17 protein-coding genes are annotated in these 23,258 nt (G+C 71.3%); 8 read left to right on the forward strand and 9 right to left on the reverse strand.

Annotation, left to right across the window (positions count from 1 at the left end; translation table 11 throughout):
- Window positions 1-53: 53 nt before the first annotated feature.
- The 3 genes from ACIQV3_RS14450 (at window position 54) to ACIQV3_RS14460 (ending at window position 4,156) form a co-directional block, all read left to right on the forward strand.
- Window positions 54-1,076: an NADP-dependent oxidoreductase gene (locus ACIQV3_RS14450; protein ID WP_403712710.1), complete on the forward strand. Its 1,023-nt coding sequence runs from the start codon at window positions 54-56 to the stop codon at window positions 1,074-1,076.
- Between the two features lie 119 nt (window positions 1,077-1,195).
- Window positions 1,196-3,226 (forward strand): phosphocholine-specific phospholipase C, encoded by a 2,031-nt coding sequence (locus tag ACIQV3_RS14455; protein ID WP_403712711.1) that lies wholly within the window; start codon window positions 1,196-1,198, stop codon window positions 3,224-3,226.
- Between the two features lie 228 nt (window positions 3,227-3,454).
- The gene (locus ACIQV3_RS14460; protein WP_403712712.1) at window positions 3,455-4,156 is read left to right on the forward strand and encodes a nitroreductase family protein; all 702 of its coding nucleotides are present in this window, start codon (window positions 3,455-3,457) and stop codon (window positions 4,154-4,156) included.
- Window positions 4,157-4,235: 79 nt separating this feature from the next.
- On the opposite strand, the gene pruA is transcribed toward ACIQV3_RS14460, so the two are convergent.
- Both pruA and ACIQV3_RS14470 read right to left on the reverse strand, forming a co-directional pair.
- On the reverse strand, window positions 4,236-5,867 hold the full coding sequence (gene pruA / locus ACIQV3_RS14465; RefSeq protein WP_403712713.1) for an L-glutamate gamma-semialdehyde dehydrogenase: 1,632 nt from the start codon (window positions 5,865-5,867) through the stop codon (window positions 4,236-4,238).
- A gap of 33 nt (window positions 5,868-5,900) precedes the next feature.
- Window positions 5,901-6,827, reverse strand: a complete 927-nt coding sequence (locus ACIQV3_RS14470) for a proline dehydrogenase family protein (protein ID WP_403712714.1) — start codon at window positions 6,825-6,827, stop codon at window positions 5,901-5,903.
- A 201-nt stretch (window positions 6,828-7,028) separates the two neighbouring features.
- Between ACIQV3_RS14470 and ACIQV3_RS14475 the strand changes: the two genes are divergently transcribed.
- Window positions 7,029-8,252, forward strand: coding sequence for a PucR family transcriptional regulator (locus ACIQV3_RS14475; protein ID WP_403712715.1), 1,224 nt, complete (start codon window positions 7,029-7,031; stop codon window positions 8,250-8,252).
- A gap of 10 nt (window positions 8,253-8,262) precedes the next feature.
- Here ACIQV3_RS14475 and ACIQV3_RS14480 read toward each other — a convergent pair whose 3' ends face one another.
- Window positions 8,263-8,856, reverse strand: coding sequence for a TetR/AcrR family transcriptional regulator (locus ACIQV3_RS14480; protein ID WP_403712716.1), 594 nt, complete (start codon window positions 8,854-8,856; stop codon window positions 8,263-8,265).
- A 103-nt stretch (window positions 8,857-8,959) separates the two neighbouring features.
- Between ACIQV3_RS14480 and ACIQV3_RS14485 the strand changes: the two genes are divergently transcribed.
- Window positions 8,960-10,549 carry an MFS transporter gene (locus ACIQV3_RS14485; protein ID WP_403712717.1) on the forward strand — a complete coding sequence of 530 codons (1,590 nt, stop codon included), beginning with the start codon at window positions 8,960-8,962 and terminating at the stop codon, window positions 10,547-10,549.
- A 67-nt stretch (window positions 10,550-10,616) separates the two neighbouring features.
- Here the strand turns inward: ACIQV3_RS14485 and serA are convergent, their stop codons facing one another.
- From serA to ACIQV3_RS14515, 6 genes are all read right to left on the reverse strand, one after another.
- Window positions 10,617-12,206 (reverse strand): phosphoglycerate dehydrogenase, encoded by a 1,590-nt coding sequence (gene serA, locus ACIQV3_RS14490; protein WP_403712718.1) that lies wholly within the window; start codon window positions 12,204-12,206, stop codon window positions 10,617-10,619.
- 276 nt (window positions 12,207-12,482) lie between these two features.
- Window positions 12,483-13,484: a ketol-acid reductoisomerase gene (gene ilvC, locus ACIQV3_RS14495; RefSeq protein WP_403712719.1), complete on the reverse strand. Its 1,002-nt coding sequence runs from the start codon at window positions 13,482-13,484 to the stop codon at window positions 12,483-12,485.
- Between the two features lie 152 nt (window positions 13,485-13,636).
- On the reverse strand, window positions 13,637-14,161 hold the full coding sequence (gene ilvN / locus ACIQV3_RS14500; protein WP_243337813.1) for an acetolactate synthase small subunit: 525 nt from the start codon (window positions 14,159-14,161) through the stop codon (window positions 13,637-13,639).
- A gap of 32 nt (window positions 14,162-14,193) precedes the next feature.
- Window positions 14,194-16,083 (reverse strand): acetolactate synthase large subunit, encoded by a 1,890-nt coding sequence (locus ACIQV3_RS14505; RefSeq protein ID WP_403712720.1) that lies wholly within the window; start codon window positions 16,081-16,083, stop codon window positions 14,194-14,196.
- Window positions 16,084-16,298: 215 nt separating this feature from the next.
- Complete coding sequence (locus ACIQV3_RS14510) at window positions 16,299-19,250, reverse strand: putative bifunctional diguanylate cyclase/phosphodiesterase (RefSeq protein WP_403712721.1); 2,952 nt, start codon at window positions 19,248-19,250, stop codon at window positions 16,299-16,301.
- Between the two features lie 282 nt (window positions 19,251-19,532).
- Window positions 19,533-20,489 (reverse strand): 2-hydroxyacid dehydrogenase, encoded by a 957-nt coding sequence (locus tag ACIQV3_RS14515; protein WP_403712722.1) that lies wholly within the window; start codon window positions 20,487-20,489, stop codon window positions 19,533-19,535.
- 100 nt (window positions 20,490-20,589) lie between these two features.
- On the opposite strand from ACIQV3_RS14515, the gene ACIQV3_RS14520 reads away from it, so the two are divergent.
- The 3 genes from ACIQV3_RS14520 (at window position 20,590) to ACIQV3_RS14530 (ending at window position 23,258) form a co-directional block, all read left to right on the forward strand.
- Window positions 20,590-21,591, forward strand: coding sequence for an aldo/keto reductase (locus ACIQV3_RS14520; RefSeq protein WP_403712723.1), 1,002 nt, complete (start codon window positions 20,590-20,592; stop codon window positions 21,589-21,591).
- Between the two features lie 98 nt (window positions 21,592-21,689).
- The gene (locus tag ACIQV3_RS14525) at window positions 21,690-23,021 is read left to right on the forward strand and encodes a PQQ-dependent sugar dehydrogenase (protein WP_403712724.1); all 1,332 of its coding nucleotides are present in this window, start codon (window positions 21,690-21,692) and stop codon (window positions 23,019-23,021) included.
- A 54-nt stretch (window positions 23,022-23,075) separates the two neighbouring features.
- Entirely contained in the window at window positions 23,076-23,258 is a 183-nt protein-coding gene (locus ACIQV3_RS14530; RefSeq protein WP_403712881.1) for a DUF6191 domain-containing protein, read from the forward strand.

Below are 23,258 nucleotides of genomic sequence, written 5' to 3' on the forward strand. Positions count from 1 at the left end.
CCATGAGCCCAACCCTCTGCCCGGCCCGGCGATTCCCTCCTAGCGTCCTGGCCATGACCACGAACACCGCTCACGCCGTCCACCAGATCGCCCGGCCGGCCGGCTTCCCCGCCGCCTCCGACTTCGCCTACGTGCGGACCCCCGTCCCCCAGCCGCGGCCCGGCACGGCCCTGGTGGAGAACCTCCTGCTCTCCGTGGACCCCTACCACCGCGGACTGATGGACGGCGGCGAGGGCGGCTTCGAGCTCGGCGCCCCGCTGGAAGGCCGCTCGGTGGGCCGGGTCGTGGCCTCCCGCGACCCCGGCCTCGCGGAGGGCGACCTGGTCTTCCACCGCGAGGGCTGGCGCACCCACGCCCTCGTCACCCTGGGCGCCGGCGGCGCCCGCAAGCTGCGCGGCCACCCGGGCGTCCCGCTGGAGGCGTACCTCTCGATCCTCGGCGGCACCGGCCTGACCGCGTACGCCGCCCTGACCCGCACCGCGGCCCTGCGCGAGGGGGAGGACCTCTTCGTCTCGGCCGCGGCGGGCGGGGTCGGCACGGCCACCGGCCACATCGCACGGCTGCTCGGCGCCCGCCGGATCATCGGCAGCGCGGGTTCGGCGGCGAAGGTCCGCCACCTCACCGGGACCCTCGGTTTCGACGCGGCCTTCGACTACCACGACGGGCCGGTCGGGGAGCAGCTCGCGCGGGCGGCGGCCGCCACCGGAGGCGGCATCGACGTCTACGTGGACAACGTCGGCGGGGAGCACCTGGAGGGCGCGATCGACGTGCTGCGCGAGTACGGGCGGATCGCCTGGGTCGGCGGGATCTCGATGTACAACGGCGACCGCTCCCCCGCCGCGCCCCGCAACCTCTTCGAGGTCGTACACAAGTCGCTGCGCCTGGAAGGGGTATTGGTTCGCAATCACACCAATCTGCAGGACGAGCTGGAGGACTTCCTCGTGCCTCATCTGCGCAGCGGCCGGATCGGTGCCGACACCACCGTTGTCCAGGGGTTTGATCACACGGTGGAGGCCTTCCGGGGCATGCTCCGGGGCGAAAATCTGGGAAAAATGCTCGTACGCATCGGTGTCTGAATCCAGCCACCCGGATGTTCACCGACTTCTTACCGCACGGATGTAGACCTTTGGCGCGACTGCCGCCACGCTTGCCGTCAATGTGCCAGCGGGGCACTTGAGTTGGAGGCGAGCAGCCAGTGACACCTATCAGCCGCAGAGGATTCGTGGGAATCGGCGCCGGGCTGATGGCAGGGGCGACCCTGCCCGCGATCGCGCCGGCCTCGGCGGCCGCGGCCGCCGCGTCGGGCACGATCACCGACGTGAAGCACGTGGTGATCCTGATGCAGGAGAACCGCAGCTTCGACCACTACTTCGGCAAGCTGAAGGGTGTCCGCGGCTTCGGTGACCGCGCGGCCGGCAACATCCCGGGCGGCTGGGGCACGTTCAACCAGCCCAACTGGGGCGGCCGCCAGTACCCGTGGAAGCTCAGCTCCACCCCGCCGGTGGGCGGCGTCGACGGCGAGACCCTCGCCCAGTGCAACGGCGACCTCCCGCACAGCTGGACCTCGCAGCACGCGGCCTGGAACAAGGGCCGCATGGACAACTTCGTCACCGGCGTCGGCAACACCCGCACCCTCGGGTACCTCGACCGCGGCGACATACCGTTCCACTACGCGATCGCCGACGCCTACACGATCTGCGACGCCTACTTCTGCTCCGCCCTGAGCGCGACCGGCCCCAACCGCACCTTCCTGTGGAGCGGCAAGATCGACGCGGGCAGCAAGGACGGCGGCGAGGAGTCCGGGCTGACCTGGGAGACGTACGCGGAGGCCCTCCAGCGGGCCGGCATGAGCTGGAAGGTGTACCAGAACGCCCAGGACAACTACGGGGACAACGGGCTCGCCTACTTCAAGAAGTTCACGGACGCCAAGCCCGGCAACCCCCTGTGGGACCGCGGCATGGGCTCCGTCCCCAAGGTCACCGGCTCCACCCCCGACGACATCGCCGCCGCCATCCGCGCGGACGTCGTCGCCGGCACCCTCCCCCAGGTCTCCTGGGTCGTGGCGAACGAGGCCTTCTCCGAGCACCCGTACGCCCCGCCCGGCGACGGCGCGCACTTCGTGGACCTGGTCTACCGCGCGCTCTCGGCCAACCCCGAGGTCTTCGACTCCACCGTCCTCTTCCTCAACTACGACGAGAACGACGGCTTCTTCGACCACGTCCCGCCGCCGATCGCCCCGCCCGGCACCGCGGGCGAGTACATCGACGGCGTCCCGATCGGGCTCGGCTTCCGCGTCCCGATGATCGTGATGTCCCCGTGGACCCGCGGCGGCTGGGTGAGCTCCGAAGTCTTCGACCACACCTCCGTGCTGCGCTTCATGGAGAAGTGGACGGCCGCGCTCGGCACCCCCGCGAACTGTCCGAACATCAGCGCGTGGCGCCGCAAGGTCACCGGCGACCTGACGGGCGTCTTCGATTTCGCGCACCCGGTCTACGGGGTTCCCGCGGGCCTGCCGTCCACGGCCAAGGTCATCGGCCAGGCGACCTGCGGCCCGATGCCCAACCCGGTGCCGCAGGACAACGCGCAGCCGGCGCAGGAGGCCGGGACCCGGCCCGCGCGCCCCGTTCCGTACCAGGTCAACGGGAACCTGGACCGCTTCGAGTTCGGCTCGGGCGGCAAGATCCTGGCCTGGTTCTCGATGACGAACGCGGGCGCCGAGGCGAAGCAGACGGCGCACTTCTCGATCCACCCGCACCAGCACCGGGACACGGCCGCCTGGCAGTACACGGTGGACGCCGGTGCCACCTCGTCGGACTACTTCAACATCGGGACGGGCAGCGGCTCCGGCAAGTACGACATCTCGATGTACGGGCCGAACCGCTTCCTGCGGCGCTTCATCGGCGACGCGTCGAAGGCGGGCAAGTCCATCGAGGTCGCCTCCCGCTTCGCGGTGGAGCCGGGCACCGGCAAGACGGCGCTGTACCTCAAACTGACCAACTCCTCCGCCTCACCGGTCACCTTCACGATCCGCGCGAACGCCTACCGCACGGACGGCCCGTGGACGTACACCGTGCCGGCGAACTCCTCGCGCGAGGACTACTTCAACGCCGTCGCCTACAACAACGGCTGGTACGACTTCACGGTCCTCGCCGACTCCGACGGCACCTGGTCGCGCCGCTACACGGGCCACATCGAGACGGGCGCGCCGAGCATCAGCGGCAGCTAGCCAGAGCGCTAGAGAACGTCCCCGTCGCGCCAGTCGAAGTACAGCGGCCCGGCGGTGGGGTCGAGCAGCACCCCACCGCCGGGCGGCGTCCACACGTACGCCGCCCCCTCGCGAGCGCCGTCCCCCCACCACCCGTATCCGCTATGCGGACATGAAATATCGCCCACCGGCCGGATTGGGCCGACGCGGCTCTGGCGGTCTGGACCATTGGCTCGGCAGACTCGCCCCATGTCTCCCGATACCCAGCAGTGGACCCCGATCCACGGCCAGCCGTACCGTCCCGCCCCCTACCGCCCCGAGCGGATGCCGGCGCCGGAATCCCTCGCGCGCGCCGCCGAGTTGCGCACGCGCATGGACGAGCGCAGGACCGTACGCCACTTCTCCGCCGACCCGGTGCCCGAGCAGGTGGTCCGGGACGCCATCGCGTGCGCCGCGACCGCGCCCTCGGGGGCGCACCAGCAGCCGTGGACCTTCGTCCTGGTCAAGGACCCGGCCGTCCGGGAGCAGATCCGCGCGGCCGCCGAGCAGGAGGAGCAGCTCTCCTACGACGGCCGGCTCGGCGACGAGTGGCTCGCGGCCCTGCGGCCCATCGGCACGGACGCCGTGAAGACCCACCTCACGGACGCCCCGGCCCTGATCGTGGTCTTCCAGCAGCGCTACTGGCTCGGCGAGGACGGCACGAAGCACAAGCACTACTACGTGGACGAGTCGGTCGGCATCGCGGTCGGCATGCTCCTGTCGGCCCTCCACCTCTCCGGACTGGCCGCCCTGATCCACACCCCGAGCCCGATGCGCTTCCTCTCCCACGTCCTGAACCGCCCGGAGAACGAGAAGGCCTTCGCGGTCATCCCGGTCGGCTACCCGTCGGACGACTGCGAGGTCCCGGACCTGACCCGCAAGTCCCTGGACCAGGTCATCGTCGAGGTCTAGGCGGGCCCGCGGACATGAAACCGCCCCCGCTCCGGACTTGGGGGTACCGGAACGGGGGCGGGGTTCTGTGGGGCCGGGGTCAGCCCATGTGGGGGTAGCCGTAGTCGGTCGGGGCCACCAGGGTCTCCTTGATGGAGCGGGTCGACGTCCAGCGCATCAGGTTCGACGCCGCGCCGGCCTTGTCGTTGGTGCCCGAGGCGCGGCCGCCGCCGAAGGGCTGCTGGCCGACGACGGCGCCGGTCGACTTGTCGTTGATGTAGAAGTTGCCCGCGGCGAAGCGGAGCTTCTCCATCGCGTCGGCCGCCGCGTAGCGGTCCTGCGCGATGACGGCGCCGGTCAGGGCGTACGCCGAGACGGACTCCATCTGGGCGAGCATCGCGTCGAACTGCGCGTCCTCGTAGACGTGGATCGCGAGGATCGGGCCGAAGTACTCGGTCGTGAAGACCTCGTTCTCCGGGTCGGTGCACGCGATGACGGTCGGGCGGACGAAGTAGCCCTCCGAGTCGTCGTACGTGCCGCCGGCGACGATCTCGCAGGTCGGGTCGGCCTTCGCGCGGTCGATCGCGGCCTTGTTCTTCGCGAAGGAACGCTCGTCGATGACGGCGCCGATGAAGTTCGTCAGATCGCGGACGTCGCCCATGGTGATGCCGTCGACCTCGGCCGCGAAGGCCTCCTTGAAGCCGTCGTTCCAGATCGAGGCCGGGACGTAGGCGCGCGAGGACGCCGAGCACTTCTGGCCCTGGTACTCGAAGGAGCCGCGGGTCAGGGCGGTCTTCAGGATCGCGCGGTCCGCGGACGGGTGCGCGACGACGAAGTCCTTGCCGCCGGTCTCGCCGACCAGGCGCGGGTAGGACTTGTACGTCTCGATGTTGGTGCCGACCGTCTTCCACAGGTACTGGAAGGTCTTGGTCGAACCGGTGAAGTGGATGCCCGCGAGCTCGGGGTGGGTCAGCGCCACGTCGGAGACGGCGATGCCGTCGCCCGTCACCAGGTTGATGACGCCCTTCGGCAGGCCGGCCGCCTCCAGCAGCTCCATCAGGAGGACGGCGGAGTGGGTCTGCGTCGGGGACGGCTTCCACACGACCACGTTGCCCATCAGGGCCGGGGCGGTCGGCAGGTTGCCCGCGATGGCCGTGAAGTTGAAGGGGGTGATCGCGTAGACGAAGCCCTCGAGCGGGCGGTGGTCGCTGCGGTTCCACACGCCGGCGGAGTTCGCGACCGGCTGCTCGGCCAGGATCTGGCGGGCGAAGTGGACGTTGAAGCGCCAGAAGTCGACGAGCTCGCACGGGGTGTCGATCTCGGCCTGCTGCGCGGTCTTCGACTGGCCCAGCATCGTGGACGCGGCCAGCTTCTCGCGCCACGGGCCGGACAGCAGCTCGGCGGCGCGCAGGATGATCGCGGCGCGGTCGTCGAAGGACATCGCGCGCCAGGCCGGGGCGGCGGCCAGGGCGGCGTCGACGGCCTCCTGGGCGTCGGCCCTCGTGGCGTTCGCGTAGGTGCCGATGACCGCCTTGTGGTCGTGCGGCTGCACGACGTCGAAGCGCTCGCCGCCGCCCATCCGCTTGACGCCGTTGATCGTCATCGGGAGGTCGATCGGGTTCTCGGACAGCTCCTTCAGCTGCGTCTCGAGGCGCGCGCGCTCCGGGGTGCCGGGGGCGTACGAGTGGACCGGCTCGTTGACCGGCACGGGGACCTGGGTTACAGCGTCCATGATGCGGGGTGCTCCTTGAGCTAGTGGGAGGGCCTAGTTCTTGGTGATCATCGAGCGGAGGAAGAAGAGCAGGTTGGCCGGCTTCTCCGCGAGGCGCCGCATGAAGTAGCCGTACCAGTCGGTTCCGTACGCCGTGTAGACGCGCATGCGGTGGCCCTCGGCGGCCAGCCGCAGGTGCTCCTCGCCGCGGATGCCGTACAGCATCTGGAACTCGTACTCGTCCAGCTTGCGGCCCGCCTTGCGGGCGAGCTCCTGGCCGATGGCGATCAGGCGCGGGTCGTGGGACCCGATCATCGGGTAGCCCTCGCCGTCCATGAGGATCTTCAGGATCCGGACGTACGCCTTGTCGATCTCGGCCTTGTCCTGGTACGCGACCTCGGCGGGCTCCTTGTAGGCGCCCTTCACGATGCGTACGCGGCTGCCGGCCGCGGCCAGGCGGCGGGCGTCGGCCTCGGTGCGGAAGAGGTACGCCTGGATCACGCAGCCGGTCTGCGGGAAGTCGCGGCGCAGCTCCTCGTGGATGGCGAACATCGAGTCGAGGGTGGTGTGGTCCTCGGCGTCCAGGGTCACGGTGGTGCCGATGGCGGCGGCGGCCTCGACGACCGGGCGGACGTTGGCGAGGGCCAGCTCGTGTCCGTCTTCCAGCGCCTGGCCGAACATGGACAGCTTCACCGACATCTCGACGGTCTCGCCGAGGCCCAGGTGGGCGAGCTGCCCGATGAGTTCGAGGTACGCGTCGCGGGCCGCGTGGGACTGCTCCACCGTGGTGATGTCCTCGCCGACGACGTCGAGGGTCACCTCCAGGCCCTTGCCCGTCAGGTCCTCGACGATCGGGATGACCTGGTCGACCGTCTCACCGGGGATGAACCGGTTCACCACGGGCTTGGTCACCGGGGCGGCAGAGACGATTCGGCGCATCTTGTCGCTGCGCGAGGCGGCGAGGATCGCGGGACCCAGCACGGGGTACCTCCAACGGGGGCGGGCAGAAGCAGACATTCAGCCCGCGCCGGGACGACGGAGGCCATAAGGAAAACGCAAGTAAAACCACCGTGAAACCTAGGGATCTCCCCGATCCTCTGCCATCGACAGCTGTCACGCATCCGTGGCCCGGATCTCATACATCTGTCTGAAGAGCGGCTGCTGGGGTGGGAGAATGTGCGAGTGAAAGGCGATTACCAGGACCTGGTGGACGAGATTTCCGCGCTGCTCGGCGCTCCGGCGACGCTGGAGAACCGGGACTTCCGCCTCATCGCCTTCGGCGCGCACGACAGCGATGACGATCTGGCCATGGACCCGGTACGGACCCGCTCGATCCTGACCCGCCAGTCGACCACCGCCGTCCGGTCCTGGTTCGAGGGCTTCGGCATCGCCCGCGCCACCGGACCGGTCAGGATCCCGGCCGCCCCGGACGCCGGCGTCTTCCGGGGGCGGATCTGCCTGCCGGTGCGCTACCGCGGGATCGTCCAGGGCTACGTGTGGCTCCTCGACCAGGATCCCGGCCCCGACGAGCAGGCGCTGGCCGCGGCCATGGAGGTGGCCCAGCGGATCGGGCTGCTGCTCGCGGAGGAGGCCCGGGCGGGGGCCGACCTGTCCCGGGAGTTCCTCGCGCTGCTCACCGCCGGGCGCGGCTGGCAGCAGGACATGGCGGTGGCCGCGCTACGGGTGGCACTCGGCCCGGGCGGCGAAGGACCGCACGCCGCGGTCTGCGTGAGCCCGTGGTCCGGCGAGGCCCCGGCTTCGGTCCCGGGAGCGGCGGCCGTGTGCGTGGTGCCCCGGCGGGGGGCCGGCGAGCAGGAGCCCCGCCCGGGTGACGGCCCGGCGGGGCAGTCCCTCGCGGTCCTGATCCGCCTGCGCGGCACGGACCCGCTGGCTCCGGCCCTCACGGCGATCTCCCGCCTGATGCCCCGCGCGGTCGGCGCAGCGGGCTTGCCTCCCGCCGGCAAAGCAGCCGCCCCCGGGGCGGCCACCGGAGTGACCGCCGGGGTGTCCGACCCCGTGCGGGCCCTCACCGCACTGCCCGCCGCCTGGCAGCAGGCCACCGCCGCCGCCCGGGCCGCCGCCGCCGGGCCGCGGCTCGGGCCGGTCGCGCAGTGGTCCGCGATCGGGCCCTACCGCATGCTGGCCTCCGTCGCCGAGGAGGCCCTGGACGACCCGGTGGCCCGCGCCCTGCGCGGCCCGGCCAATCCCGAACTGGCCCGGACGGCCGAGGTGTTCCTGGACTGCGCCGGCCAGGCGGGCCGCGCGGCGGCGGCCTTGGGAATCCACCGCCAGACCCTGTACTACCGGCTGTCCCGGGTGGAGCAGCTGACGGGCCTCGACCTGGACGAGGGCGAGGACCGCCTGCTCCTGCACATGGCCCTCAAGGCCGCCCGCCTGCACGGCTGACGGCCACCACCTAGGCCGGACCGGCCTTGGCCGCCGTCATCGCCGCCACCGCCCGCCGCATGCCCTCGGTCAGTTCCGCCGGGGTCGCGGCCGACGCGGGGTCGAAGAGCCACTGGATCATGAACCCGTTCAGCAGGGCCTGGTAGAAGGCGCCGGCGGTCCGCAGGTCCTCCTCCGTCAGGTCCTCCTCGGGCATGCCGGTGAACATCGAGACCAGCCCCTTGCGCCCCTCCCCCTGCGAGGCCGCGAGCAGCGCCCGCAGTTCCGGCAGCCGGTCCTGGTCCCGGGTCACCGCGACCTCCATGCCGGCCGCCCAGATCGGGCCGGACTCCTCGTGCCCGGCGTGCACCCCGTCCCACACCGAGCGGAAGCGTTCCAGCGAGCCGCCCTCGCCCTTCACCGCACCCGTGAACCGGTCACCCCACTCCTGGACGACGGCCATGAACGCCTCCGTCATGAGGGCGTCCTTCGAGCCGTAGTGATAGCCGATCGAGGCCAGGTTCGCGCCCGAGGCCTTGACGATGTCGCGGGCCGTCGTGCCCACGAAACCCTTCTCGAGCAGGCACTTCTTGGCGCCTTCCAGCAAGTCTTCGCGATGTCCCATGCCTTCACGGTAGCCAAGACACCCGTCCAAGACAAACGTCCTACACAATCGTTCTATACAGACGTACTAGACAGTCGTTTATGACGCTTGTACATTGCTGCTCATGACGAACCCCCAGGACCCCCAGAGCCCCCCGGACCCCCAGAGCCCCCAGAATCCCGCCGCACGCCTCGCCGGTCGCCGGGAATGGACCGCGTTCACCGTTCTCGTCCTCCCCCTGCTCCTGGTCTCGATGGACGTCTCCGTCCTCTACTTCGCCGTCCCGGCCATCACCCGGGAGCTGGACCCCAGCGCCACGCAGCAGCTCTGGATCTTCGACAGCTACGCCTTCGCCCTCTCGGGCCTGCTCATCACGATGGGCTCGCTCGGCGACCGGATCGGCCGCCGCAAGCTGCTGCTGGCCGGGGCGGCCGCCTTCGGACTCGCCTCCGTCGCCGCCGCCTACGCCTCCAGCACCGAGATGCTCATCGCGGCGAGGGTCCTGCTCGGAATCGGCGGCGCCACCCTGATGCCGTCCACGCTCGCCCTCGTGCGCAACCTCTTCCAGGACGAGCGGCAGCGCGGCAAGGCCATCGCGATCTGGTCCGGCGTCATGACCGGCGGCATCGCCCTCGGCTCGGTCATGAGCGGCGTGCTGCTGAACCACTTCTGGTGGGGCTCCGTCTTCCTGGTCAACGTGCCCGCGATGCTGCTCCTGCTGATCCTGGTCCCCGTACTGGTCCCCGAGTTCAAGGACCCGGCGCCCGGCCGCTTCGACCTGCTGAGCGTGCCGCTGTCGATGGCCGCCGTGCTGCCGGTGGTCTACGGCCTCAAGGAGATCGCCGCCGAGGGCCTCACCCCGCTCCGCGCCGGCTGCCTCGCCGCCGGTCTGGCCTTCGGGTACCTCTTCGTCCGCCGCCAGCGCACCCGCGGCGACGCCATGGTCTCCCGGACCCTCTTCCGGGGGCGCGGCTTCGGCGCCGGCATCGGCCTGAACACCGTCGCCGCCTTCGCCATGATGGGCTCGGCCTACTTCACCACCCAGTACCTGCAGTCGGTGCTCGGCATGGGCACCCTGGAAGCCGCCCTCTGGAGCCTCGCCCCCTCGGTCCTCATCGGCGCCGCCGCCCCCGTCGGCGCGGCCCTCGCCCAGAAGACCGACCGGGCCTACGTCATCTCGGGCGGCTTCGTCCTCGCCGCCGCCGGGTTCGCCCTGATCGGCCTGGTGGACACCGGCTCGCTGTGGCTGCTGCTGACCGGAGCCGGGGTCCTCGCCTCCGGCATCGTCACGGTGATGTCCCTGGTCTCCGACATGGCGCTCGGCTCCGCTCCCGCCGAGAAGGCCGGCTCCGCCGCCTCCCTGCTGGAGACCGGCCAGGAGTTCGGCGGCGCCCTCGGGATGGCCGTCCTGGGCAGTCTGGGCACCGCCGTCTACCGCTCCGACCTGGCCGGTTCCGAGCCCGCCGTACGGGAGACCCTCGGCGGGGCCGTGGCCACCGCCCAGGGGCTCGGCGGCGCGGCCGGCGGGCAGGTCCTGGCCGCGGCCCGGGAGGCCTTCGTACACGGAATGCAGTACGCGGCCTGGGGCGGTACGGTCCTGCTCCTCGCGGCGGCGCTGCTCGCCGCGGCCCTGCTCCGGGGACGCGGAGCCCCCGCCCCGGCTCCGGCGGAGCCGGCCCCGGCCGGCGAAGCGCTCGCGCACTCGGCGGCGTAACGGGGCGGGACACACGAAAGGGCCCGGGGTCTCCCCCGGGCCCTTCGCTCTGTCAGCTGCCGCGGCGTCAGCCGAGGCTGACCGTACGGGCCGAGACGGCGCCGATCTCGGTGGCGATGTCCGCGAGGACGTTCACCGGGGCCTCGGCGTCGACGGTGAGGACCGCGAGGGCCTCGCCGCCCTCTTCGGCGCGGGCGACCTGCATGCCCGCGATGTTCAGGCCGGCCTCGCCGAGGATGCGGCCGACGGCGCCGACCACGCCCGGGCGGTCGGCGTAGCGCAGGACGATCATGTGCTCGGCGAGCGCCAGGTCCACGTCGTACTCGCCGATGCCGACGATCTTCTGCAGGTGCTTCGGGCCCACGAGCGTGCCGGAGACCGAGACTTCCTGACCGTCCGACAGGGTGCCGCGGACCGTCACCACGTTGCGGTGGTCCGGGGACTCCGAGGAGGTGGTCAGGCGGACCTCGACCCCGCGCTCCTGCGCGAAGAGCGGGGCGTTGACGTAGGAGACCGTCTCGTCGACGACGTCCTCGAAGACACCCTTGAGCGCGGAGAGTTCGAGCACCTTGACGTCGTGCTGGGTGATCTCGCCGCACACCTCGACGTCGAGGCGGACCGCGACCTCGCCCGCCAGCGCGGTGAAGATGCGGCCGAGCTTCTCGGCGAGCGGCAGCCCGGGACGGACGTCCTCGGCGATGACGCCGCCCTGGACGTTGACCGCGTCGGGCACGAGCTCGCCGGCGAGCGCGAGGCGCACCGACTTGGCGACCGAGACGCCGGCCTTCTCCTGGGCCTCGTCCGTGGACGCGCCGAGGTGCGGGGTGCAGACGACCTGGTCGAGCTCGAACAGCGGGGAGTCCGTGCAGGGCTCCTTCGCGTACACGTCGAGGCCGGCGCCGGCGACGCGGCCTTCCTTGATGGCCGAGTACAGCGCGGCCTCGTCCACGATCCCGCCGCGGGCGGCGTTGACGATGCGGACGGACGGCTTGACCTTGTGCAGGGCCTCGTCCCCGATGAGACCGAGGGTCTCGGGGGTCTTGGGCAGGTGCACGGTGATGAAGTCGGCGACCTCGAGCAGCTCGTCGAGCGTCAGCATCTTGACGCCCATCTGGGCGGCGCGCGCGGGCTGCACGTAGGGGTCGTACGCGACGATCTTCATGCCGAAGGCCGACATCCGCTGGGCGACCAGGACGCCGATGCGGCCGAGGCCGACGACCCCGAGGGTCTTCTCGCTGAGCTCGACACCCGTGTACTTGTTCCGCTTCCACTCGCCGTTCTTCAGGGCGGTGTTGGCCTGCGGAATGTTGCGGGCCGTCGCGACGAGCAGGCCACAGGCCAGCTCGGCGGCGGTGACGATGTTGGAGGTCGGGGCGTTCACGACCATCACGCCGGCCTTGGTGGCGGACGAGACGTCGACGTTGTCGAGACCGACACCGGCGCGGGCGACGACCTTCAGCTTCTTGGCCGCGGCGATGGCCTCCGCGTCGACCTTGGTCGCGGAACGCACCAGGATCGCGTCGACGTCCACGATCGCGGGGAGCAGCTCCGCGCGGTCGGCGCCGTTGCAGTGGCGGATCTCGAAGTCCGGGCCGAGCGCCTCGACAGTGGCGGGCGACAGCTCTTCGGCAATGAGTACGACAGGTTTCGAGCTCACGTGGGTCCTCACAAGTCCAGTGCGGACGGCCGTCCCGACGGCCGCAGGCGGTGGAGGGGGGTAGCCGCGTGGAAGACGCACGACACTGTGGGCCTGACGCGTTGTGTTGAGCAGTGTAGTGGCGGATCCGCGAGGGAATTCCGCCTGTAAGGAAGGATCACCCGCACGAGATTGGCCAGGGTGGACAAGCGGTCCTCCGCAGGGCCCTCGTGCGGGTGCCTGAGCCGATGTGCCGCGGGGCCGGGACGCACCGTCCCGGCCCCGCGGCGAAGCGGATCAGCTCTCGTCGTTGTCGACCCAGCTCATCAGCTTGCGGAGCTTCTTGCCGGTGGTCTCCAGCAGGTGCGCCTCGTCGGCGCTCTTGTACGCGTTGTACTTCGGCAGACCGGCCTTGTACTCGGCCATCCAGGTGTTGGCGAACTCGCCGCTCTGGATCTCCGCGAGGACCTTCTTCATCTCGGCCTTGGTGGCGTCCGTGATGATGCGGGGACCGGTGATGTAGTCGCCCCACTCGGCGGTCTCGGAGACCGACCAGCGCATCTTCTCCAGGCCGCCCTCGTACATGAGGTCGACGATGAGCTTCAGCTCGTGCAGGCACTCGAAGTACGCGATCTCGGGCTGGTAACCAGCCTCGGTCAGCGTCTCGAAACCGGCCTTCACCAGCGCGGAGGCGCCACCGCAGAGGACGGCCTGCTCACCGAACAGGTCGGTCTCGGTCTCCTCGGTGAAGGTGGTCTTGATGACGCCGGCGCGCGTGCCGCCGATGCCGGCCGCGTACGACAGCGCGAGCTGGAAGGCGGAACCGGTGAAGTCCTGCTCGACGGCGGCGATGCAGGGCACGCCGCGGCCTTCCTCGTACTGACGGCGGACCAGGTGACCCGGGCCCTTGGGCGCGACCAGGGCCACGTCCACGTTGGCCGGGGGCTTGATGAAGCCGTAGCGGACGTTGAAGCCGTGGCCGAAGAAGAGCGCGTCGCCCTCTTCCAGGTGCGACTCGATCGAGGCGGCGTAGATCTCGGCCTGGAGCGGGTCCGGGGTCAGGATCATGATGACGTTCGCCCAGGCCGCGGCCTCGGCGACCGGGAGGACCTTCAGGCCCTGCTCCTCGGCCTTGGCCTTGGACTTCGAGCCCTCGTGCAGGCCGACGACGACGTCGACGCCGGAGTCACGGAGCGACAGCGCGTGGGCGTGGCCCTGGCTGCCGTAACCGATGACCGCGACCTTGCGGCCCTGGATGATGGACAGGTCGGCGTCGTTCTCGTAGAACAGCTCGGCCACTGGGATATCTCCTTGGTGCGCTGGTGTTGCTCCCACCGTACGGCGGGGAACGGAATACGTGGTTCTCGGTCTCGCCATACGAGCGAGCGAGGAACGGGGAACGGGAACGGACGGGCGGGGCCCGGCGGGCCGGTGTCACCGGCCCGCCGGGCTCAGGCGCTGCGGTCGAGCGCGCGCAGGCTGCGGTCCGTGATGGACCGGCCGCCGCGCCCTATGGCGATCGTGCCGGACTGGACGAGCTCCTTGATGCCGAAGGGCTCCAGCATCTTGAGCATCGCGCCCAGCTTGTCGGTGCCGCCGGTGGCCTCGATGGTGACGGCCTCCGGAGAGACGTCGACGGTCTTGGCGCGGAACAGCTGGACGATCTCGACGATCTGCGAGCGCGTCTCGTTGTCGGCGCGGACCTTCACCAGAACGAGTTCGCGCTCGATGGCGTTGGTGTGCTCCAGCTCGACGATCTTGAGCACGTTGACCAGCTTGTTGAGCTGCTTGGTCACCTGCTCCAGCGGGAGGTCCTCGACGTTCACGACGATGGTGATCCGCGAGATGTCGGGGTGCTCGGTGACACCGACCGCGAGGGAGTCGATGTTGAACCCGCGTCGGGAGAACAGTGCGGCGATCCGGGCGAGGATGCCGGGCGTGTTCTCGACCAGGACGGAGAGCGTGTGCTTGGACATGTGAGTCGTTCTCTCTCTCGGGCTCTCTCGGCTCAGTCGTCTTCGTTGTCGCCGAAGTCGGGGCGGACGCCCCGGGCGGCCATGACCTCGTCGTTCGAGGTGCCGGCGGCGACCATCGGCCACACCATGGCGTCCTCGTGGACGATGAAGTCGACGACGACCGGGCGGTCGTTGATCGCGTTGGCCTCGGCGATGACCTTGTCCAGGTCGGCCGGGTCCTCGCAGCGCAGCGCCACGCAGCCCATGGCCTCGGACAGCTTGACGAAGTCCGGGACGCGGGTGCCCATGCGCGGGGCGGCGGACTCGCCGAGCTGGGAGCCGACGGCCGTGTCGGTGCCCGTCTCGTCCCCGTGCAGGACGGTGTTCGAGTAGCGCTGGTTGTAGAACAGGGTCTGCCACTGGCGGACCATGCCCAGCGCGCCGTTGTTGATGATCGCGACCTTGATCGGGATGTTGTTCAGCGCGCAGGTGGCCAGTTCCTGGTTGGTCATCTGGAAACAGCCGTCGCCGTCGATCGCCCAGACCGTGCGCTCCGGCATGCCGACCTTGGCGCCCATCGCGGCGGGGACCGCGTAGCCCATGGTTCCGGCGCCGCCGGAGTTCAGCCAGGTGCGGGGCTCCTCGTAGTTCACGAAGTGCGAGGCCCACATCTGGTGCTGGCCGACGCCGGCCGCGTAGATGGTGCCCTTGGGCGCGAGCTGGCCGATCCGCTCGATGACCTGCTGGGGGGAGAGCGTGCCGTCCTCCGGCAGGTCGTAGCCCAGCGGGTAGGTGTCGCGCCAGCGGTTGAGGTCCTTCCACCAGGCGGTGTAGTCGCCGGCGTTGCCGTCGTTGGCCTCGGCCTGGACGGCCTGGATCAGGTCGGCGATGACCTCGCGGGCGTCACCGACGATCGGGACGTCCACGGCGCGGTTCTTGCCGATCTCGGCCGGGTCGATGTCCGCGTGGATGACCTTGGCGAAGGGGGCGAAGCTGTCCAGCTTGCCGGTGACGCGGTCGTCGAAGCGGGTGCCGAGCGCGATCAGCAGGTCCGACTTCTGGAGCGCGGTCACGGCGGTGACGGCACCGTGCATGCCCGGCATGCCGACGTTCTGCGGGTGGCTGTCCGGGATGGAGCCCAGGGCCATCAGGGTGGTGACGACCGGGACGCCGGTGAGCTCGGCGAGGACCTTCAGCTCGGCGGTCGCACCGGCCTTCATGACGCCGCCGCCGACGTAGAGGACCGGCCGCTTGGCGGCGGCGATCATCTTGGCCGCCTCGCGGATCTGCTTGGCGTGCGGCTTGGTGACCGGCCGGTAGCCGGGGAGGTCCTGGCTGGGCGGCCACGAGAAGGTGGTCTTCGCCTGCAGGGCGTCCTTGGCGATGTCGACCAGGACCGGGCCGGGACGGCCGGTGGAGGCGATGTGGAAGGCCTCGGCGATGGTCCGGGCGATGTCCTCGGCCTTGGTCACCAGGAAGTTGTGCTTGGTGATCGGCATGGTGATGCCGACGATGTCCGCCTCCTGGAAGGCGTCGGTGCCGATCGCCTTGGAGGAGACCTGGCCGGTGATCGCGACGATCGGCACGGAGTCCATGTGCGCGTCGGCGATCGGGGTCACCAGGTTGGTGGCGCCCGGGCCGGAGGTGGCCATGCAGACGCCGACCTTGCCCGTGGCCTGCGCGTAGCCGGTCGCGGCGTGGCCGGCGCCCTGCTCGTGGCGGACCAGGATGTGACGGACCTTCTTGGAGTCCATCAGCGGGTCGTACGCGGGGAGGATGCAGCCGCCCGGAATGCCGAAGACGGTGTCGCACCCCACCTCTTCGAGAGAGCGGATGAGGGACTGCGCACCCGTGACGTGCTCAACTGCGGCGGACTGGTGTCCGCCGGAACGGGCCCGCGGCTGCGGATGGTGGGCCCCGGTGGCCTGCTCGGTCATCGGCATTCTCTTCTCGAAGCTGAGGGTTTTACGAGGAGGGTTTTACGAGATTCGACGTTGCCAGTGCAACAAAAAACCCCTCGTGCCGGGAGGCAAGCGAGGGGAGCGCGTCGGGTGCGTTGAGCGGGGACATGCTGGTCCCAGCTTCAGCCGACGCGCTTTCCAAGTACGAGAATTCGGGTGCGCATGGCATTGACCCTCCCTCCGGCGGGAGGGTGATGTCAAGCGGGTGGGACGGGCGTCTCATTATGTGAGCCTCTGTGGATGACCATCGAGCCCCCTTGCGAACCACCGGCCAAAGCGGGTTGGGCCGCGCCGCCCGGTACTGGGAACGTACCGCGCACCAGCGCTCGGCGCAGCCTGTACTCGTCCAGAGGACCCGAGAAGGCCATTCCCTGCCCGTGGGTACAGCCCATCGCGCGCAGCGCCATGACCTGCTCGGGGAGATCCACGCCCTCCGCCACGGACTGCATGCCGAGGTCGTTTGCGATCCGCAACAGACCAGCCGTGATCTTGTGCAGTCGGGGGGACTCCACCACCCCCTCGACCAGGCCACGGTCGAGCTTGAGCATGTCCACGGGGAGCCTGCGCAGGGCGCTGATGGCCGCATAGCCGCTGCCGAAGCCGTCGAGGGCGATCAGGACTCCGAGCCGGTGCAGGGCCGCCAGGCGGCGCTCCAGGTCGTCGAAGGGCACCCTGGGGTCGGAGACGGCGAGTTCCAGGACGAGCCCGCCCGACGGCAGCCCGTTGCGGGTGAGCAGGGCCTCCACGGAGCCCAGCGGCATGGACCGGTCCAGCAGCCGCTGCGCGGTCATCCGTACGGCCACGGGGACGTCGTGCCCGGCGCGGTGCCGCTCGGCGGCCTGCCCGACGGCCTCCTCCAGCAGCCAGCGCCCCAGCTCGGCGGTGCGCGAGGCGTCCGGGACCGCGCCACGGGGGGGCTGCCCGCCCTCGCCGGCCCCTCCCCCGCCGGCCCCTCCTCCGCTGACCCCTCCCCCGCTGTGCTCGGCCACCCGCAGGAACTCTGCGGGGGTGAACAGGATCCCCTGGGCGGAACGCCACCGGGCCTGTGCCACCACGGCCGAGATCTCCCCCGAGGCCAGGGAGACCACGGGCTGGTGCAGCAGGGCGAACTCCCCGTCGTGCAGCGCGGTGCGCAGCCGGCCCGCCAGCTCCGCCTTGCGGACGACCTCGGCCTGCATCTGGGGCGCGTACATCTCGACCCGGTCCTTGCCGCCCGCCTTCGCCCGGTACATCGCGAGATCCGCGTTGCGCATCAGGTCCGAAGGGGTGATGCCGGGATCCGCGAAGGCCACGCCGATGCTGGCGGCGACCCGGACCTCGCTCCCGGCGATCCGGTAGGGCTGGGAGAGGGTGGTGCGCAGCCGGTCGGCGATCTCGTGGACCTGGTACTCGCGGGCGCTGCGGTCGCGGCCGCCGTCGCCCAGGATCAGCGCGGCGAACTCGTCGCCGCCGAGGCGGGCCGCCGTGTCCCCGGCCCGGACCGAGTCCTGGAGCCGGCGGGCGGCCTCGATCAGCAGTTCGTCGCCCGCCTGGTGGCCGATGGTGTCGTTGACCGCCTTGAACCCGTCGAGGTCGATGAAGAGCACGGCGGTGCTGTGGTCCCCGGCCCGGCGTCCGGTGAGGGCCTGGCGGACCCGGCGGGTGAACAGGGCCCGGTTGGGGAGGTCGGTGAGCGGGTCGTGCTCGGCGCTGTGCTGGAGCTGCGCCTGGAGCCGCACCCGCTCGGTGACGTCGCGGCTGTTCAGGATGAGACCGCCCTGGTGGCGGTTGACGGTGGACTCCACATTGAGCCACTCGCCGTCACCCGATCTGAACCGGCACTCGATGCGGGTGGTCGGCTCCTCGGCGGGCGGCGCGGCCAGGAAGCGGCGCACCTCGTGGACGACGCGGCCCAGGTCCTCCGGGTGGATCAGGGTGGCCAGCTCGGTGCCGACCAGCTCCTCCGCCTCGCGGCCGTAGACCCCGGCGGCGGCCGGGCTGACGTAGCGCAGGGTGCCGGTGGGCGCGGCGATCATGATGACGTCGCTGGAGCCCTGGACCAGGGAGCGGAAGTGGTTCTCCTTCTGGGCCAGTTCCTGGGTCAGCGCGATGTTGTCGAGCAGCATGATGCCCTGGCGGATGACCAGGGCGAGCACGACCGTACAGCCCGTGAAGACGACGACCCGGTCGACCTTCCGGCCGTCCACCACGTTGTAGAGGATCCCGAGGGTGCAGACGGCCGCCGCGAGGTACGGGGTGAGGGCGGGCAGGGAGCCGGTGATGGGGCGGCTGTGCGGCCGCTCGGCGTGCGCGGGCCCGTGGGCGGCGGGGTCCGGGCCGGGGTGCAGGCGGCGGGCGCCCCAGGGGGCGTACGCGAGGAGGAGGGAGCCGGCGAACCAGCCGGCGTCCAGGAGCTGGCCGGACTGGTACTCGGCGCTGAGCAGCGGCGAGGTGAACAGCGCGTCGCTCAGCACGGTCAGGGCGAGCGCCGCGATGGCGGTGTTCACGGCGGAGCGGTTGGTCTCGGAGCGGCGGAAGTGCAGCACCAGCACCATCGAGACGAGCGCGATGTCCAGGAGCGGGTACGCCAGCGAGAGGGCCGCGCGCGGGACGCTGCCGGGGGCGCCGGACTGGGCGGTGCGCGCGGCGTGCGCGAGGGCCAGGCTCCAGGAGAGGGTGAGCAGGGACCCGCCGATGAGCCAGGAGTCGAGGCCCAGGCAGACCCAGCCGGCCCTGGTGACCGGGCGCTTCGCGAGGACGAGCAGGCCCACGATGGCGGGCGGCGCGAAGCAGAGGAAGGCGAAGTCGGCGAGCGAGGGCTTCGGCACGTCCTCACCGAGGACCACCTCGTACCAACCCCAGATGGCGTTGCCGCAACAGCCCATGAGCGAGGAGAACGCGAACAGCAGCCAGGCCGGGCGCTCCCGGCTGTCGATGGCCCGGGCGTACGTGAAACAGGAGACGGCGGCGAGCAGGCCGGCGGCGCTGAGTCCGAAGTCGCCCATGATTTCGGCGAGTTCCTCGGAGCCCCAGCCGAGGGCGGCGCCCACGCCGTATCCGCTGCTGACCACCGCGAGGAGGATCTGCATCGCCAACGCCTTCGAGCCGCTGCCGCGGCCGCCGTCGGCGAGGGGCCGGCGGGTCAGCAGCGCCGCCCCCGGCGTGCTCACCGGTCCCCCTCGCTGGCTGGTTCCGGCGCGGTCCAGTCCCGGCACCGCCGCCTCCGGCGGCTTCGCCGCATCGGATCCTTCGTCCATTGGCCGTGCATCGCCCGTCGCCCCCCAAAGTGTCCGATCGCTCCCCAGCGCCAGACGTTCGTGGCGCAGCCCCTTGGTCCGGACGATACACCACTTTCGTCACTCAGGGACATAGTTTCTCTACGCTCCGTCACCAACAAGGGAGTTGCGCCCACCGAGCGCATCCGGACGAACGCGGAGCGTGCGCGCCGCGCGTCAATCCGTGATCAACACCGTGTTCTCCACGGGCTCTCCGGCGGCGAACCGGCGGAGCTGACGGGCCACCAGACGCTTGGCCCGCGGCTCGAACGCGGAGCTGCTGCCGCCCACATGGGGCGTGATCAGGACACCCGGAGCATGCCAGAGCGGATGGCCTGAAGGCAGTGGTTCCGGATCGGTGACGTCCAGCGCGGCGCGCAGCCGGCCCGACTCCACTTCCGCCAGAAGGGACTTGGTGTCGACGACGGGTCCGCGGGCTACGTTCACGAGCAGCGCGCCGTCCTTCATGCGGCCGAGGAACGCGGGCCCCGCGAGCCCCCTCGTCTCCTCGGTGAGCGGTGTGGAAAGGATCACCACGTCGGCCGCGGGCAGGAGTTGGGGCAGTTCGGCGAGGGCGTGCACCGGTCCGCGCGCCGTGGTGCGCGCCGTCCGCGCCACCCGGACGATCCGCTCGCACTCGAAGGGCGCGAGCCGGTCCTCGATGGCCGCGCCGACCGCGCCGTAGCCGATGATCAGTACGGACTTGTCCGCGAGCGCCTCGTAGAACCCGAAGCGCCATTCCTCGCGGTCCTGGCCTCGCACCATGCCGGGGATCCCGCGCAGGGAGGCCAGGACGAGGGTCAGCGCGAGCTCCGCGGTGCTCGCGTCGTGGACGCCCTTGGCGTTGCACAGCCGTACGCCGGGGGCCAGGGCGCCGAGGCCGCCCAGGACGTGATCGACCCCGGCGGTCAGGGTCTGGACGACCCGCAGGCGGGGCATCACGGGCAGCGGACGCAGGGTGACGGCCGGGGACTTCATGTACGGGGTGACGTAGAAGACGCAGACGGCCGGATCGGCGGGGAAGGTCTCCTCGCCGTCCCAGTGGCGGTACCGGAAGGAATCGGGCAGGCCCTCGATCTCCTCGGCGGGGAAGGGGAGCCAGACGTCGGGGGTCTCGGGGGTCTCTGCAGTCATGATCAGGAGGCTATGCCAGGGGATCCGGATCGAGCCGTTAGTTTGTGTGCCGGGAACGGGAGGCCCACCGAGGCCCGGGGAGGACCAGGGGGGACACGCGGTGGAGCGCAGGTCGATCGGGGCGGGGGCGCTGACGGTGGGTGCCATCGGCCTCGGCTGCATGCCGATGAGCGGGGCGTACGCGCCCTCGCGCAGGCGGCGCGAGGACTCGCTGCACGCCGTGCACACGGCCCTCGACCTGGGGGCGAACCTGCTCGACACCGCCGATCTGTACGGCCCCTACACCAACGAGCTGCTGCTCGGCCGGGTGCTGCGCGAGCGCCGGCCGGACGCCTTCGTGTCCGCGAAGGCGGGGCTGCGGGCCGACGGGGTGCACGTGGTGGCCGACGGGCGGCCGGGATACCTGCGGCGGGCCTGCGACGCCTCGCTGCGGCGGCTGCGCACCGACGTCATAGACCTGTACCAGCTGCACCGGGTGGACCCGGACGTGCCGGTCGAGGAGTCCTGGGGCGCGCTGGCGGAGCTGGTGGGCGCGGGGAAAGTGCGGGCCCTGGGCTTCTGCGCGCTGGGGGCGGGCACCGGGCCGGGTGCGGGGCCGCGCGGGGACCGGGCGTACGAGGCGACGGTCCGGCACCTGGAGCGGGCGCAGCAGGTGTTCCCGGTGAGCGCGGTGCAGGCGGAGCTGTCGGTGTGGTCGCCGCAGGCGGCATGGCGGCTGCTGCCGTGGTGCGCGGCGCGGGGGGTGGGGTTCCTGGCGGCGATGCCGCTGGGGAGCGGGTTCCTGACCGGGACGCTGGTTCCGGGCGAGGGGTTCGAGCCCGGGGACGTACGGGCCCGGCATCCGCGGTTCACGGCGTACGCGATGGCGGCGAACCAGGTGCTCGTGGCGGGTCTGCGGCGGGTCGCCCGGCGGCACGGGGACGGGGTCACGGCGGCGCAGGTGGCGCTGGCGTGGGTGCTGGCACAGGGGCCGCAGGTGGTTCCCGTGCCCGGGGCCGGGCAGGCGCGGTGGGCGGAGGAGAACGCGCGGGCGGCCGAGGTGCGGCTGACCGCCGAGGACCTGGTGGAGCTCTCGGAGCTGCCGGTGCCGATCGGGGCCTGAACCACTCGATCGAGTGTACGAGTGGCGGAACTTGGGGCATGGTCGGCGCTGTTGAGTCGTGTGAGGGCACGATCGGAGGACCGGAGGGGAGTACGGCGATGCGAAACGGACAGGGCCGGGGACCAGAGCAGGGACAAGGACGGGAACGAGGGCGGGCGCGAGGCCAGGCACCAGGCCAGGCGCGAGGGCAGGCACCAGGCCAGGCACGAGGGCGGGTGCCGGCGCGATCGTACGGCGGCCCGGGCGCGCGGGCCCGGGGGGTACTGGCGGCCTTCGCCCTGGCGGGGTGCGGGGCGCTGCTGGCTGCGGGGTGCTCGCCGCCCGCGGGGGCGGGGGCCCGGCCGGGCGACACCCCAGCGAGCTCGGCCGCCGGTTCCGCGCCACCGGGCGGCTCGGGGTCACCGTCCGCCTCCGCGTCGCCCTCGGGGCCGCCCGCGAAGGGCCGGGTGACGGTGACCGGCGTGGCCGCGCAGGGCCTGGAGTCCCCGTGGGGGGTGGCTCCGCTGCCCGACGGGAACCTGCTGGTCGCCTCGCGGGACAAGGGCACCATCAGCCGGGTCGAGGTGGGCACGGGGGCCGTGACCCCCGTCGGCCAGGTGCCCGGGGTGGCCCCGGGCGGTGAGGGCGGGCTGCTGGGCCTGGCCGTGTCCCCTTCCTTCGCCTCGGACCTCATGGTGTACGCCTACTTCACCACCGAGTCCGACAACCGCATCGCGCGGCTGCGCTATGACGAGCGGAGACCGGCGGGCAACCAGCTGGGCGCGCCGGACACCGTGTTCCGGGGGATCCCCAAGGGGCTCATCCACAACGGCGGGCGGATCGCCTTCGGCCCGGACAAGATGCTCTACGCCGGGACGGGCGAGACCGGGGACACCGGGCTGGCCCAGGACAAGAAGTCGCTGGGCGGGAAGATCCTGCGGATGACCCCGGACGGGGACCCGGTGCACGGCAATCCGGAGGCCGACTCCGTCGTCTACTCCTACGGACACCGCAATGTGCAGGGGCTCGCCTGGGACAAGGACAAGCGGCTGTGGGCGGCCGAGTTCGGCCAGAACACCTGGGACGAGCTGAATCTGATCGAGCCCGGCGCGAACTACGGCTGGCCGGAGGCCGAGGGCAGGGCCGGCCGACCGGGGATGCGCGATCCGGTGGCGGTGTGGAAGACCGACGAGGCCTCGCCGAGCGGGATCGCCTGGGCGCAGGGCTCCGTCTGGATGGCCGGGCTGAGGGGGCAGCGGCTCTGGCGGATTCCGCTGGCCGGTACGGAGCCGGTGGCGGCGCCCGAGGCCTTCCTGACGGGCGAATACGGCCGGCTGCGCACCGTGGTGGCCCTCGGGGGCGACAGATTGCTGCTGGTCACGAGCGAGACGGACGGGCGCGGGTCGCCGGAAACCGGTGACGACAGGATCCTGACACTGACCGTGGGATGACCGGCCGTCGACGGGCCGGGCCCCGACGGGGGAACGAAAGGCGCGGTGAACGCGATGTTCAACATGATCGAGGAGCTGTTCAGCCCGGGCCGGGGGCACACGGACGAGGAGAAGAAGCGGCTGGAGCTCTCCCGGATCGACGTGAATGACGGCGACCCGGGAAAGGGTCCGATAGACCTGGACTCCGGCACGGTGCTCATACGGGCCAAGGAGCACCCGGCGGCAGAGTCGGCCTAG

It is taken from the genome of Streptomyces sp. NPDC099050 (assembly GCF_044759865.1).
Classification (GTDB): Bacteria; Actinomycetota; Actinomycetes; order Streptomycetales; family Streptomycetaceae; genus Streptomyces.

Coding starts and splice junctions, on each gene's coding strand:
- ACIQV3_RS14450 (WP_403712710.1), top strand. CDS start 54: ATGACCACGAACACCGCTCACGCCGTCCACCAGATCGCCCGGCCGGCC.
- ACIQV3_RS14485 (WP_403712717.1), top strand. CDS start 8,960: ATGACGAACCCCCAGGACCCCCAGAGCCCCCCGGACCCCCAGAGCCCC.
- ACIQV3_RS14480 (WP_403712716.1), bottom strand. CDS start 8,856: ATGGGACATCGCGAAGACTTGCTGGAAGGCGCCAAGAAGTGCCTGCTC.
- ilvN (WP_243337813.1), bottom strand. CDS start 14,161: ATGTCCAAGCACACGCTCTCCGTCCTGGTCGAGAACACGCCCGGCATC.
- ACIQV3_RS14530 (WP_403712881.1), top strand. CDS start 23,076: ATGTTCAACATGATCGAGGAGCTGTTCAGCCCGGGCCGGGGGCACACG.
- ACIQV3_RS14515 (WP_403712722.1), bottom strand. CDS start 20,489: ATGACTGCAGAGACCCCCGAGACCCCCGACGTCTGGCTCCCCTTCCCC.
- ACIQV3_RS14460 (WP_403712712.1), top strand. CDS start 3,455: ATGTCTCCCGATACCCAGCAGTGGACCCCGATCCACGGCCAGCCGTAC.
- ACIQV3_RS14505 (WP_403712720.1), bottom strand. CDS start 16,083: ATGCCGATGACCGAGCAGGCCACCGGGGCCCACCATCCGCAGCCGCGG.
- pruA (WP_403712713.1), bottom strand. CDS start 5,867: ATGGACGCTGTAACCCAGGTCCCCGTGCCGGTCAACGAGCCGGTCCAC.
- ACIQV3_RS14525 (WP_403712724.1), top strand. CDS start 21,690: ATGCGAAACGGACAGGGCCGGGGACCAGAGCAGGGACAAGGACGGGAA.